This window comes from Bradyrhizobium sp. BR 10261 (assembly GCF_019455395.1).
Classification (GTDB): domain Bacteria; phylum Pseudomonadota; class Alphaproteobacteria; order Rhizobiales; family Xanthobacteraceae; genus Bradyrhizobium; species Bradyrhizobium manausense.
Genome location: NZ_JACOFQ010000001.1, coordinates 129,249 through 142,788 on the forward strand (window position 1 = coordinate 129,249; position 13,540 = coordinate 142,788).

The 13,540-nt window shown below is 64.4% G+C and carries 12 protein-coding genes and 1 riboswitch; of the genes, 3 read left to right on the forward strand and 9 right to left on the reverse strand.

The annotated features are described in order from the left end of the window. Positions 1 to 17: 17 nt before the first annotated feature. On the reverse strand, positions 18 to 1,226 hold the full coding sequence (locus HYH07_RS00680) for an MFS transporter (RefSeq protein ID WP_220000637.1): 1,209 nt from the start codon (positions 1,224 to 1,226) through the stop codon (positions 18 to 20). Positions 1,227 to 1,324: 98 nt separating this feature from the next. Next, a riboswitch (Fluoride riboswitch) is annotated at positions 1,325 to 1,403 on the reverse strand. A 203-nt stretch (positions 1,404 to 1,606) separates the two neighbouring features. Between HYH07_RS00680 and HYH07_RS00685 the strand changes: the two genes are divergently transcribed. After that, positions 1,607 to 2,479 carry a DUF1194 domain-containing protein gene (locus HYH07_RS00685; RefSeq protein ID WP_220000638.1) on the forward strand — a complete coding sequence of 291 codons (873 nt, stop codon included), beginning with the start codon at positions 1,607 to 1,609 and terminating at the stop codon, positions 2,477 to 2,479. A 162-nt stretch (positions 2,480 to 2,641) separates the two neighbouring features. Then, entirely contained in the window at positions 2,642 to 3,277 is a 636-nt protein-coding gene (locus tag HYH07_RS00690) for a hypothetical protein (protein WP_220000639.1), read from the forward strand. Between the two features lie 70 nt (positions 3,278 to 3,347). On the opposite strand, the gene HYH07_RS00695 is transcribed toward HYH07_RS00690, so the two are convergent. Beyond that, positions 3,348 to 4,406: a methyltransferase domain-containing protein gene (locus tag HYH07_RS00695; RefSeq protein WP_220000640.1), complete on the reverse strand. Its 1,059-nt coding sequence runs from the start codon at positions 4,404 to 4,406 to the stop codon at positions 3,348 to 3,350. Between the two features lie 246 nt (positions 4,407 to 4,652). Between HYH07_RS00695 and HYH07_RS00700 the strand changes: the two genes are divergently transcribed. After that, complete coding sequence (locus HYH07_RS00700) at positions 4,653 to 5,210, forward strand: hypothetical protein (protein ID WP_220000641.1); 558 nt, start codon at positions 4,653 to 4,655, stop codon at positions 5,208 to 5,210. Here the strand turns inward: HYH07_RS00700 and HYH07_RS00705 are convergent. From HYH07_RS00705 to HYH07_RS00735, 7 genes are all read right to left on the reverse strand, one after another. Beyond that, on the reverse strand, positions 5,207 to 6,454 hold the full coding sequence (locus HYH07_RS00705) for a methyltransferase (protein WP_220000642.1): 1,248 nt from the start codon (positions 6,452 to 6,454) through the stop codon (positions 5,207 to 5,209). The two genes, HYH07_RS00700 and HYH07_RS00705, sit on opposite strands and share 4 nt — an antisense overlap. Beyond that, a complete protein-coding gene (locus tag HYH07_RS00710; RefSeq protein ID WP_220000643.1) occupies positions 6,447 to 7,181 on the reverse strand; it encodes a TlyA family RNA methyltransferase in 735 nt (244 codons plus the stop codon). Before HYH07_RS00710 ends, HYH07_RS00705 begins: the two co-directional genes overlap by 8 nt. A 23-nt stretch (positions 7,182 to 7,204) precedes the next feature. Continuing rightward, positions 7,205 to 7,759, reverse strand: a complete 555-nt coding sequence (locus HYH07_RS00715; protein ID WP_220000644.1) for a nucleoside 2-deoxyribosyltransferase — start codon at positions 7,757 to 7,759, stop codon at positions 7,205 to 7,207. A 182-nt stretch (positions 7,760 to 7,941) separates the two neighbouring features. Further along, a complete protein-coding gene (dxs, locus tag HYH07_RS00720) occupies positions 7,942 to 9,870 on the reverse strand; it encodes a 1-deoxy-D-xylulose-5-phosphate synthase (RefSeq protein WP_220000645.1) in 1,929 nt (642 codons plus the stop codon). Between the two features lie 576 nt (positions 9,871 to 10,446). Continuing rightward, positions 10,447 to 10,698, reverse strand: coding sequence for an exodeoxyribonuclease VII small subunit (locus tag HYH07_RS00725; RefSeq protein ID WP_194477154.1), 252 nt, complete (start codon positions 10,696 to 10,698; stop codon positions 10,447 to 10,449). Positions 10,699 to 10,771: 73 nt separating this feature from the next. Beyond that, the gene (locus HYH07_RS00730) at positions 10,772 to 11,701 is read right to left on the reverse strand and encodes a histone deacetylase family protein (RefSeq protein ID WP_220000646.1); all 930 of its coding nucleotides are present in this window, start codon (positions 11,699 to 11,701) and stop codon (positions 10,772 to 10,774) included. 134 nt (positions 11,702 to 11,835) lie between these two features. Beyond that, positions 11,836 to 13,494 (reverse strand): bifunctional UDP-sugar hydrolase/5'-nucleotidase, encoded by a 1,659-nt coding sequence (locus tag HYH07_RS00735; protein WP_220000647.1) that lies wholly within the window; start codon positions 13,492 to 13,494, stop codon positions 11,836 to 11,838. Positions 13,495 to 13,540: the final 46 nt, after the last annotated feature.

The window sequence follows — 13,540 nt, forward strand, 5'->3', positions numbered from 1 at the left end:
TGAACAGCCCCCTGTCATCATTTCTTCTCCATGGCCAGGCCGTCGCCGACGGTCAACAGTCCCACCAGCGCGGCCAGTGCGAAGCCAAGCCCGGCAAGGAACGTGCCGACCGGCCCATAGGCATCCCACAGCGCGCCGGCGATCACGCTCGCGGCCAGCATCGCAAGGCCGGTGAACAGGTTGAAATAGCCGAACGCGGTGCCGCGCAGGCTTGGGGGTGCAGTATCGGCGACGAGGGCCGAGAGCAAGCCTTGCGTCAGTCCCATATGCAGGCCCCACAGCACGACGCCGAGCGCGAGGCCGGCCAGATCAGGCAGTAGCGTCAGCGCAAGGTCGGCGCCAGCGAGGAGGACGAGGCCGAGTGCGAGCAGGGCGGTCCGGTTGATCCGGTCCGACAGCGCGCCGGCCGGGTAGGCGGAGAGGGCGTAAGCGACGTTCATCAGCACCAACACCGCCGGCACCCACATCGCATTGAGCCCGATGTTCTGCGCCCGCAGGATCAGGAAGGCCTCGCTGAAACGCGCCAAGGTGAAGATGACGCCGACTGCAACGACCCGCCAGTAGACCGGTCCGAGCTGCCGCATTGCGGCAGTGTTGAGCGGATTCTTCGCCGGCTCCCGGCTGGCATCCGGCTCCGGCTCGGTCACTGCGAAGGTGATCAGTCCGAACGACAGGAACGCCGGCAGCACCGCCACCCAGAACACGGCGACAAAATGATCTGAGGTCCACCACATCAGTCCGATTGCGACCAGCGGTCCGACTAAGGCGCCGACCGTGTCGAGCGACTGCCGCAGGCCGAAGCTCGCGCCGCGCAGGCCCATCGGCGAAATATCGGCGATCAGTGCATCGCGCGGTGCGCCGCGAATGCCCTTGCCGACGCGATCGATGAAGCGCGCTGCCACCAACCAGCCCACGCTTGGGGCAAGCGGGAACAACGGTTTTGTCAGTGCAGCCAGCCCGTAGCCCAGCGCCGCGAGCAGCTTGCGACGGCCGAGCCAGTCGGACAGGGCTCCGGAGAAGATCTTGGTGACGGCAGCGGTCGCCTCCGCGATGCCCTCGATGAAGCCGACGGTGAGGGTGGAGGCGCCGAGCATGGTGACGAGATAGACTGGCAGCAGCGCATGAATCATCTCGGAGGAGATATCCATCAGCATCGAGACGAAGCCGAGCACCCAGATCCCCCTGGGCAGCTTGGCATGGGCGGCATTCGGTGTGGTCGTCGTCACGTCGTGGACGTCTCCTTGGCCTTCGTTTCAGGCAACAAAAAACCCGCCAGCGGCGGGTTTGTCCATGCTCCCGCCACAGGCAGAGGCTGATGGCCTAGCCTTGGGCAGGAGTCATCAGCCCATTGCAGTCACGCGACCGCCGGGCGGTTGTCGGGGGACTCCATCCCCATCTGTCGGATCAGCCTAGCATGGAAATCAGGGGGAACAAATGGGCGGCCAGTCACGCGGCGCGATCGCGTGGCGGCGCAAGCGTGGCGACACGGCGGCGGTTTCGCGCCGGCGTATGAAAATCCTAACCTGAATGTGAAGCCCAAACGATCTTCGCGCTTTGCGGCACGGCGTTTGCGTGTCACCATCGCGTCATACGACGGGAGACTGCGATGCGCTTGCTGTTCTCGATCGGGGCTGTGCTGGTGGCCGGTGTGCTTGCCGGAGGGGACGTCGCGGGCTTCGCGGCACCAAGTTCTAAATTCGGACCGCCGAAATTCGAGCCAACGAGACAGCAGCGGCAGGCGGCCGACGGCGATGCGCAGTCGGTCGATGTCGAGCTGATCCTCGCGGTCGATGTCTCCTACTCCATGGATATGGACGAGCTCGCGATCCAGCGCGAGGGCTATGCCCAGGCGATCCAGTCCAAGGAATTTTTGCAGGCGCTCAAGGCCGGCCCCAATGGCAGGATCGCGGTAACCTATTTCGAGTGGGCCGCCTCGAGCGACCAGAAGATCATCATCCCCTGGCGCCTCATCGACGGACCGGAGACGGCGGATGCGGTCGCAGCCGAGATCTTGAAGACGCCGATCCGGCGCGCCTCGCGAACCTCGATCTCAGGCGCGATTGGATTTGCGATGCCGCTGTTCGACGAGGATCCCTATCACGGGCTCCGCCGCGTCATCGACATCTCGGGCGATGGTCCCAACAACAATGGCGGCCCTGTCACGGTGGCGCGCGATCTCGCACTCGAGAAGGGCATCATCATCAACGGCCTGCCGATCATGGTGAAGGAGCCGTCCTATTCGACGATGGATATCGACAATCTCGATTACTATTACGAAGATTGCGTGATCGGCGGACCCGGCTCCTTCGTGATCGCGATCAAGGATCGCGAGAAGTTCAAGGAGGCGATCCGCACCAAGCTGCTGATGGAGGTCGCGGGCCGAACTCCCACGGTGATGCACGTTGCGGACAAGGACAAGGAGCCGCGCGTGAGCTGCCTGATCGGCGAGAAGATCTGGTCGGATCGCTGGGGCCGCTGAAGTGCCCGATGAGGCCATCCGTCGCCTCGCGGCCGGCGGCTGTAATTAACTGTCCGTTAACTCCGCCGTGCCCCTAATCCAATTGTTTCTGAACGTTGCCGATGCTGCCTGCCGCCGCTCGCAGGCCAGCGAGCCCGTCGAACTCGTCCATCGCATACACTTATGCCCACCATCGCGCCAAGCACCAGCCAGATTTCGCCCGCCAACGAACGGCTGTACCACCAGAGCGCCTTGATCGGCGACTGGAAGGGCACTTGGGCGGGCAACAACCAGCCCGTCGGCTTCAAGGTCGTGAACATCCGCGGCAACCGAGCGCAGGTCGAGTACACCCATAACGGTCACACCGAGCGCGGCTTTGGCGAAGTTCAGGGCACGCTCATCAACTTCGGCGGGGTCACGGTCGGCACCAAGGACGGCAAGAACATGGTGCTCCTGTTCTCCTTTGGCGGCAGCGGCAAGCAGACTGCAAATCTCGAGAAGCAGGCACCACCGGCCTCCGACAGCCGCCTGATGGGAAGCTGGGGTGGCTATTCCAGCGACATCGGCAAGAGCGCGAGCTTCAAGGTGCTCTCGGTCAACGGCAACGAAGCCAAGGTCAGCGTCACCACCGAGGGCATCACCCGCCAGGGCACCGGCATCGTCTACAAAAACGTCATCATGTTCGGCCAGGCGCAGATCGCAACGGACGACGGGCAGAACGGCAAGATCACCTACCAGGTCGGCACCAAATCCTTCACGGTGCCGGTGACGAAATATCCGCCGGCGGATTCGTCATCCTCGGTCGACCGGACCGCGTAGCAGCTCGCCGGTGCTTCGCACCGACGCCGCAGCTTGACATGGTCGGCTGCGGCGCCCAGCGCGATCAAAATCAGATCCGCGCTTCCAGGATCAGGTTGAACGGCGTTTCCGCAGCGCGGCGGAAGCGCGACAAGCCGCCTTCGTTCGCGACCTTGCGTAGCCTTGCCTCGCCGGCTTGCGCGCCGAGTGCGAGGCCCACCTCCTGATCGAGCGAGGCCGGCGTGCAGATCATGGTCGATGCGGCATAATAGACGCGCCCGACCGGATTGAGATTGTCTTCGAGGCGGTCGCCCGCGAATGGCTCGACCAGCATGCAGGTACCGTCCTTCGCCATGGTCTGGCGCACATGGCTGATGGCGCCGACGGGATCGCCCATGTCGTGCAGGCAGTCGAAGAAGCAGACGAGATCGTAGCCCTCGGCCGGATAGGTCTTGGCCGAGTGAACCGCGAAGCTGACGCGATCGCCGAGCCTGGCCTCGGCGGCCGCCTTGCGCGCCGCCTCGATCGAACCCTCGTGATAGTCGAAGCCATAGAAGCGGGAGTTCGGAAAGGCCTCCGCCATCAGCCGTGTCGAGACGCCATGTCCGCAGCCGACGTCGGCGACCTTGGCGCCGCGCTTCAGCTTGTCCACGACGCCGTCAAGCGCGGGCAGCCATTCCTGCACCAGGTGATGCATGTAGCCGGTGCGGAAGAAGCGGGCGGTGCCGCAGAACAGGCACTCGCTGCGCCGGTTCCAGCCGACGCCCTTGCCGGACTTGAAGGCGTCGGTGACCTTTGGCTCATCGAGAAAGGCTGCGGCAATGACGTTGCCGACCGCGCCCAGGAACACCGGGCTGTCCTGGTCAGCGAGCGCCATCGCCTGCTCCGGCAGCATGGAGAACTTTCCCGAGCCGGCATCGTATTCGACGTAGCCGGATGCCGCCTGGCTCGCCAGCCATTCGCGGACATAGCGCTCCGCCGTTCCGGTGGCCTTTGCAAGTTCGGCCGAGTTCATCGGTCCCTTTGCGGCAAGAGCGCGATAGAGGCCGAGCTTGTCGCCCAGGAGGACCAGCGATGCGTTCATCGCCGCCCCGACCTCGGTAATCATCTTGCCCATAAAGGCATTCAACCTGTCGGAATTGACCTCCATGACAGCCTCCATCCAATGTCGGGCATTTTCAAAGGTCTGCGCGATCGCGCGTGATCGGACGGCATCGGGCTTTCGCGGTCAAAGCCGCGGCTTCAGCTTGCGCGTCCTTTCAATGGGTCAATCCGGCACCCAGGAGGTTCAAAGCGTCAGGGTCTGGTACCCGATGGCGTGATCAGCGGCATCGCATCACTGGCATTCGCACCTCACCGGGCGTATATTTTGCGCACCATTCTGACGGTTATCTCGATGTCCGGTTTTACTCGTACCTGCGGTCTTACAGCTCTTCTCGCACTGCTCTGCCTTGGCGGCGGACCTGCTCAAGCCCAGGTCGCGCCTGTGCAGTATTGGATTCCGGGCGGGGCTTTCGGCTATGGCGGCAGCACCGAGAGCTACAGCAATGGCTATGATTTCCGTCCCGGCTTTTTCGTCGGAAGCCGGAGCGGCGATCTCGGCCTGAGCGGTTTCACCCATGCTGGATCTTCAGGCAATTTCAGCGCGCTCTCCTACGACAGCACGCAGTTCGGCTACAACATGAAGACCGCGGGCGGCTCGCCCGTGACCTTCTTTGCCGGCTTCGACACGCTGAAATACGGTAACGGCATCGGCAGCTCGGTTGCACCGCTGACCTCCGCCGCCGGTCCCGGCTACGGCGGATTTGCGGGCGTCGAATTCAAGCCGACGTCCAATCTCAGCCTGTCGTTCGGCGCCGGGTTCACCCAGCGCGACTCCGGCCTCATGGACAGCGATATCAGGTCGAACATGCTGCCGGGCGAGTCGCCGGCGCTGGGCCAACTGAGACGCTAGCGGCTGAACTTCGCCACCAGCTCGACATGCGGCGTGTGGCGGAACTGATCGACCGGGACGACATTCTCGATCTTGTAACCGCCATCGATCAGCAGCCGCGCGTCACGGGCGAAGGTCGCGACATTGCAGGACACCGCGATCACCACGGGCACCTTGCTCGCGGCGAGTTTCAGCGCCTGTGCCTGTGCGCCCTGGCGCGGCGGATCGAATATCACGGCATCGAAATCGCGCAGCTCCGGCGGCACCAGCGGACGGCGGAACAGGTCACGCGGCTCGCACCTGATCGGCTTCAGTCCCGGCGTGCGCGCCGCCTTCGTGAGCGCGGCGATCGCGCCGGCGTCGCTGTCATAGGCGGTGACGCGGGCTTTCTCGGCAAGCCTGAGCGCGAACGGGCCGACGCCGCAGAACAGGTCGAGAACCTCCTTCGCCTTGCCGACGCGCTCGGCGACGAGTGAAGCAAGCGTCTCTTCACCGGCCACGGTCGCTTGCAGGAATGAGCCCGGCGGCAGCGTCACCTCGGCACGGCCCATCCGCACCGTTGGCGGCAGGCGTTGCAGCACCAATTCGCCGTGCCGCGTCAGCCGCGCCAGACCATGCTGCTCGGCGACGCGCGACAGCGCGGTGACCAGCGGCGTCGGCAGGGGGCCGGAGCCGCGCACGTCGATGTCGAGGCCGTTGATGGTGGCGGTCACCTGGATGTCGAGCGGTTTGGTCACCGGCATTTTCGACGTCAGCGGCTCGGCGATGGCCCAGGCGGCATCGAGCGCGCCGTCCAGCGCGGGATCGAGGATCGGACAGCGGTCGATCGGGATCACGTCGTGGGAGTTCGTCGCGGAAAAGCCGACCTTGAGCACGTCATGCGTGCCGAACCTTCCGTGCAGCGTGACGCGCCTTCGCCCGGCACCATGCGCATCGACCAGCGGCGCCACCTCGCAAGTCATGCCGGCCTGCCCCAGCGTCTCGACCACGATGTTGCGTTTCCAGGCCTGGTAAGGCTCCGCCGCCCAATGCTGGATCGCACAGCCGCCGCAGACGCCGAAATGCGGACAGAACGGCTCGATGCGCTCGGGGCTGGCGATATCGACCGCCAGCAGCTTGCGACGGTCGGGATGATGGCCGGCAACGTGATCGACCTCGACGCTCTCGCCGCCGAGCGTGTAGGGCACATAGATCGCATCGCCCGTCGTGAGCGAAACGCCGTCGCCGCGATGGCCGACATGATCGATCGTGACGCGTTCAACCACGGCGCGCGCCCAGGAAGAATTCGATATTGCCGTCACCGCCTGATATCGAGGAGGGAAACACCTCGATCTCGGTGCAGCCGAGCGAGGCGGCAAAGGCCGCGATGTCGTCGCAGATCTCCTGATGCACGGCGGCGTCGCGGATGATGCCCTTCTTGTTGTGCTTCCTGTCAGCCTCGAATTGCGGCTTGATCAGCGCCAGCAAGCTCATCGGCGCGGCCGCCAGCGACAGTGCAACGGGAAGTACGGTCTTCAGCGAGATGAAGCTGACGTCGATGACGACGACATCGGGCCGCGCCGGCAGCCGCTTGCCCTCATAGGCACGGATGTCGGTCTCCTCCATCGACACGATTTTGGGATGACCGCGCAGCGAGGCGTGCAACTGGCTGGTGCCGACATCGACAGCGAACACCAGGCTCGCGCCGTTCGCCAGCAGCACCTCCGTAAAACCGCCGGTGGAGGCGCCGACGTCGAGGCAGACATGGTCCTCGATCTCGATTCTGTAGCGCTCCAGCGCGCCGGCGAGCTTGACGCCGCCGCGCGAGACGTAGGGATGCGCCGGCTCGGCCTGGATCACGGCGTCCTCGGCGATCGTCTCCGAGGGTTTTTCGACCTGCTTGTCGTTGGCCGTGACGAGCCCGGCCTCGATTGCCGCGCGCGCCCGCGCTCGGCTCTCGAACAGGCCGCGCTCGACCAGCAGAACATCCGCGCGCTTGCGGGCAGGGGACATCGATCTCTCCAGCGACTTGATCGCTATGTAGCGATCAATCGCGCGGCCGCCATCCGGACGCAAGCCTCGAACGCGGCCAGATCATGCCAGACGTCGACAGGCATTTGCGCCGGCGTCACCAGCGGGCAGCCATGTAGCTCCAGCGCATGGATCATCATCAGGTTATCGACGAGGCCAAAATCCTCGACGGTCAGCCCCTGCGCATCGACCAGCCGTCCGTCCTCGGGGGTGACGGCCATGAAGCGACTGAGGCGGTCGGCATAGGTGGCGGGATCGTTGCAGTAAGCGAGGCAAAACTTGCGGCGGCCGGCCATGTAGCCGAGCTCGTAGACGGTGCCGGGGTCGGCGCCGGCACCGCGGAACGGGGTGAGATTGGCGATGATGGCGTCGGCCCCGTCCATCATCGCCTCATTGCCGCAAAAGATCCGCCGCGAGGCGTCTGAAGCGGTGAGGTCGATGGCGTTGTCGAGGGGATAGAGACCGGTAAGACCGTGGGCGGTGCAGATCGCGGCTTTGCGCCGGCCGATCTCAACCGCATCCGGCAGGAACACGTCGGGACCTGCCAGATAGATTTTCATGGAGATAGAACCAGAAAGTTTGAGGCGAGGTGCAAGCTACAGCTTGCGGTCTGCTCCCTCCCCCGCCTGCGGGGGAAGGGTGGGGAGAGGGTGTCTCTGCAACGGGACAGTCTCCCAGAGGATAGAACTCTCACCCGACGCTTCGCGTCGACCTCTCCCGCAAGCGGGAGAGGTGAACCAGATCAAGCCAGCTTGACCGTCTCGGCCTTCACATCCTTGCCGAGCGCTTCGAACACCTTGGCGACGATGCCCTTGGCGTCGAGGCCGGCCCGGGCGTACATCGCGGCCGGGGTGTCGTGATCCTGGAATACGTCGGGCAGGACCATTGCGCGGAACTTGACCATGCCGGTATCGAGCACGCCCTGATCGGTCAGGAACTGCGCGACATGCGAGCCGAAGCCGCCGATCGAGCCTTCCTCGATCGTGATCAGCACGTCGTGGTCGCGGGCAAGCTTGAGCACCAGCTCGGTGTCGAGCGGCTTCATGAAGCGCGCATCGGCGATCGAGGTGGAGAGGCCGTGGGCGGCGAGCTCGTCGGCCGCCTTCTCGCATTCGGCCAAACGCGTGCCGAACGAGAGTAGGGCGATCTTGTTGCCCTGGCGGATCATGCGGCCCTTGCCGATCTCGAGCGGAATGCCGACCTCGGGCATCTCGATGCCGCGGCCTTCGCCGCGCGGATAGCGCAGCGAGCTCGGACGGTCGTTGATCGCAACCTGGGTCGCCACCATGTGCACGAGCTCGGCTTCATCGGCCGCAGCCATAATCACCATGTTGGGCAGACAGCCGAGATAGGCATTGTCGAACGAGCCGGCATGGGTCGCGCCGTCGGCGCCGACGAGGCCGGCGCGGTCGATGGCGAAGCGCACGGGCAGGTTCTGGATCGCGACGTCATGGACGATCTGGTCATAGCCGCGCTGCAGGAAGGTCGAGTAGATCGCGCAGAATGGCTTGTAGCCTTCGGTCGCAAGACCGGCGGCGAACGTCACCGCGTGCTGCTCGGCAATACCGACGTCGAAGGTGCGGTCCGGGAACGCCTTGTTGAAGATGTCGACGCCGGTACCCGACGGCATCGCCGCGGTGATGGCGACGATCTTGTCGTCCTTCTGCGCTTCCTTGACGAGGCTCTGGCCGAACACGTTCTGGTAGGCCGGCGCATTCGGCTTGGCCTTGGCCTGGGTGCCGGTGGCGACGTCGAACTTGACGACGGCGTGGTACTTGTCGGCGGAGGCTTCCGCCGGGCCGTAGCCCTTGCCCTTCTGCGTCACGACATGGACCAGGATCGGGCCGGTCTCCATGTCGCGGACGTTCTTCAGCACGGGCAGGAGATGGTCGAGATTATGGCCGTCGATCGGGCCGACGTAGTAGAAGCCGAGCTCTTCGAACAGCGTGCCGCCGTCCATCATGAAGCCGCGGGAATATTCCTCGACGCGGTTGGCGCGGTTGGCGAGGATCTTGGGCAGGCGCTTGTTGATCTGCTTGGCCGCATCGCGCAGCGTGCGGTAGGTCTTGCCGGAGTAGAGGCGCGACAGATAGGCGCTCATGGCGCCAACCGGCGGCGCGATCGACATGTCGTTGTCGTTGAGGATCACGATCAGGCGCGAATTCATGGCGCCGGCATTGTTCATGGCCTCATAGGCCATGCCCGCCGACATCGCACCGTCACCGATCACGGCGATAACGTTGTTCTTGCCGCCGGAGAGATCGCGCGCGACGGCCATGCCGAGACCGGCCGAGATTGAGGTCGAGGAATGCGCGGCGCCGAACGGATCGTAATCGCTCTCGCTGCGCTTGGTGAAGCCGGACAGGCCGCCGCCGGTGCGCAGCGTGCGGATGCGGTCGCGGCGACCGGTGAGGATCTTGTGCGGATAGGCCTGATGGCCGACGTCCCAGATCAGCCGGTCACGCGGCGTGTCGAAGACGTAGTGGATCGCGGTGGTGAGCTCGACCACGCCGAGGCCCGCGCCGAAGTGACCGCCGGTCACCGAGACGGCATCGATCGTTTCCTGCCGCAGCTCGTCGGCGACCTGGCGAACCTCCTCGACCTTGAGCTTGCGCAGGTCTTCCGGCGTCCGGATGGTGTCGAGAAGCGGCGTTTTACTGTATGCGTTCACGGCGATTTCCAATTTGTCAGCGCCGGAAAGTCATTCCGGTGCGCGATGGGTTTGCACAATATCGGCGCAGCGCGAGTCCTTAAACCGTCGGAGCCACCTGCATGGGGCAAGGCCCCGTCTTCAAGCTTAGGTGAGCCTAAGTGCGCTCCGGTTCAGTCTGTGTGATCCCTGTCACGTAGATCGGCTTCGTCCGTCCCAGCCAATTCATTAGCGATTTGAGGCACTTGACATCGAAAATCGGTCCCCACGTCAAGGCTAACAAAAAGCCACACTCCGCGCAGCTTTACACCAAAGCTGAGGCCAAAGCCAACCCACAGGGCCGATCACGGGTATGCAGGTGCAACCGGCGGGCCAATTTGGTTAATCGTGGCGCCGGAGGGAAGGTTCCACTCCTGCCCGGTTCCTTGGCAGGATCTTTGCGGAAAGACAGCCTTTTCGGCGGAATTCGCGGGATGGCGAACGCCGAGGCGGAACTCTCAGGCCTTGGCGCCGGCCTTCCCTTCGCCGGCCAAGACGGGGCATGCGAGCTTGAAAAAATTGCAGGCGGCCGATGCGCGAGGCGGCTGGCTGCGCGCCTTACTGCACGTCCAGGGGTGCCGTGCCGGCGGCCTGGCCATTGGCATCTGTGGTGATCTTGTCGACGCGCGCCTCGGCCTGGCGCAACAGCTCCTCGCAGCGCCGTTTCAGGGCTTCGCCGCGTTCGTAGATCGTGACGGATTCCTCGAGCGGCACCTTGCCGTCCTCGAGCCGCTTCACGATCGTTTCGAGTTCCTCGATCGCGCGCTCGAAGGTGAGCCTGGAGACGTCGACTTGGGTATTTTCGGCCATATCCGTTTCCGATTGCCCGATTCGCTACGCTTGCAAAACAGCAGGGTTTTGCGGGCTTAATGTGGCGGGTATCTCAAGCGCCCATCAGGGCGCCGACATGCGCCGTAACAGATTCTTTCAGTCCTTGCAGGTCGTAGCCGCCTTCAAGCACAGAAACAACGCGTCCCCCGGCGGACTTGTCGGCGAGGTCCATCAGCTTGCGCGTCACCCAGGCATAATCCTCCGCGCGCAAGTTCAGCGAGGCCAGCGGATCGCGGTAATGCGCATCGAAGCCCGCGGAGATGATGAGGAGCTCGGGGCTGAATTTCTCCAGCCGCGGCAGGATCAGATTCTCGAACGCGCTGCGGAATTCGGGGCCGCCGTCTTCCGAGGCGAGCGGCGCGTTGACGATGGTGTCGTGATCGCCGCGCTCGCCCTTGGCGCCGGTGCCCGGAAACAGCGGCATCTGGTGGGTCGAGCAGTACATCACTGATGGATCCGACCAGAAGATGTCCTGGGTGCCGTTGCCGTGATGGACGTCGAAATCGACGATGGCGGCGCGCTTGATGCCGTATTTGCGCTGCGCGTGGCGCGCGGCGATGGCGACATTGTCGAAGAAGCAGAAGCCCATCGGCTTGCCGATCTCGGCGTGGTGGCCGGGCGGGCGCACCGCGACGAAGGCGTTGCGGTGCTCGCCGTTCATCACGGCCTCGGTCGCCGCCACCGCGCCGCCGACGCCGCGCATCACCGCTTCCCAAGTACCCGGGGACATCGAGGTGTCGCCGTCGAGATAGATTTGGCCGCTGGTCGGCGCGACGTGGCGCAGCTCGGTGACGTAGTGCTCGTTGTGGCACAGCGTGACGAGATCGAGATCGCCCTCCGGCGCCTGATCGCGCGCCAGGAACTGGAAGCGCTCGACCGACAGCGCTTCCTCCACCGCACGCAGGCGATCCGGGCGCTCGGGGTGTCCCGGCGGCGTGACATGGTCGAGGCAGGCCTTGTGGGAAAGGAGAAGCGTGCTCATCAGGTCGGCCTCACGGGGAACGAACTCTCGACGTCGCTTGGCGCATCCGGCGCCAAAACGCAATGCAAAACCCAATCTAGGCGTTCCGCAGCGAATGGCAAAGGCCCGACCCGTTCCGGCCCGCTTGATCCAGATCAATTGATGCGCAGGATGCGGGTGGGCGGCAACGGGCCGATCGGACCATGCGCCTTGAAGAAGGCAAACAGCGCGTCGGAATCGTAGCCGCCATATTGCGGCGAGGTGCCCTGCTTGGCGACGGTAAAACCGTCGCCGCCGACCGCCAGATAGTCGTTAAGGGTCACGCGATAGAAGCCGGCCGGCTCGATCGGCTTGCCGTTGAGCGTCATCTTGTCGGCCATGATGCGCTCGCCGAATGGCTTTGACGCGTCCCAGCTGTAGCTGAACCCGATCGAGACCTGAAGGATTCGCGGCCGCTTCGGATCGAGCCATTGCTGCTCCAGCATATCCTTGAGCTGACTGCCCGTGAGCGTCATGGTGACGAGGCGGTTGCGGAACGGCTGGCTTGCGAACAGGTCGCCATAGGACACCGCGCCGTTGTCCTTGGGGATGAGATCCGTGCGGATGCCGCCGGGATTGGTCAGCGCGATGACAGCGCTGCCGTCCTTGGCATCCTTCGTCGCGGCGAGCTGGGCATCGGCGATGACGTCACCGAGTGCGCTTTCACCGGCTTCGTTGGGAACGCGCGACAGCGTCTGCGTCACCGATCCGGCCGGCCGGTTGGCGATCGGCGCCGACAGCCTGTCATAGGCGTCGATCAGCGCGGTTTGCTCCGGATCCCTGGCCAGCGAAGCGTTGGCGACGATGACGTTCTCGGCTTTGGCGCCGACAACGTCGCGGGTTGCAGGATCGAGCTTGAGGTCGATCGCCGTAACCAGCGTGCCGTATTTGTCGCCGCTGGTGACGAGCCGCCCATCGATATCGCAAACATAGGCGCGGTGCGTGTGGCCGCTGACGATCACGTCGACGGCAGGGTCGAACTTCTTGACGATGTCGACGATGGGTCCGGTAATGGCAGGGCATTCGTTGTAGTCGCCTGCGGGCTCACCGCCCTGGTGGATCAGCACCATGATCGCCTCGACGCCTTTCGCCTTCAGCTGCGGCACCAGTGCGTTCACCGTCTCGGCCTCATCGCGAAATTCCAGTCCCGCAATGCCCCTGGGCGAGACGATGCCGGCGGTCTCCTTCAAGGTCAGCCCGATGAAGGCGACCGGAATCCCATCGAACTCGCGAATCTCGTAAGGCGGCAGCACGCTCTTGCCGGTCGCGGTCTCCACGGTGGACGCCGCGAGATAGTGGAATTTGGCGCCGGTGAAGGGATGCGGCCCCTGGCAGCCGTCTTCGGGATGGCAGCCGCCATTCTGCATCCTGAGCAGCTCGGTCTTGCCTTCGTCGAATTCGTGGTTGCCGACCGAGGTGATCGCAAGCCCCATCATCGAAAGCGATTCGACCGAGGGCTCGTCGTGAAACATCGCCGACAGGAACGGGCTCGCCCCAATCAGATCGCCGGCGGCGACGAAGATGGTGTTCTTGTGCCCCTCGCTCAGCTGCTTCACCAGCGTCGCCATGTATTCGGCACCGCCGGCGGCCACCATCGCCTTCCTGGTCTTGTCTTCGGGGTCATTGATGCGGATGCCGCCCGGCGGCGGACGGAGGTTGCCGTGGAAATCGTTGATCGCGAGAATCCGCAGCTCGACCGGCGCTGCGGTCTGCGCCGCGGCGGAGAGGGGGAGAAGCGCGAGCGAAAGCGTGGCAAGGATGGATTGGTATCGCATGGAACAAGATTAATCGCTCGGGACGAAGATTTCACGAAAGTTCTCG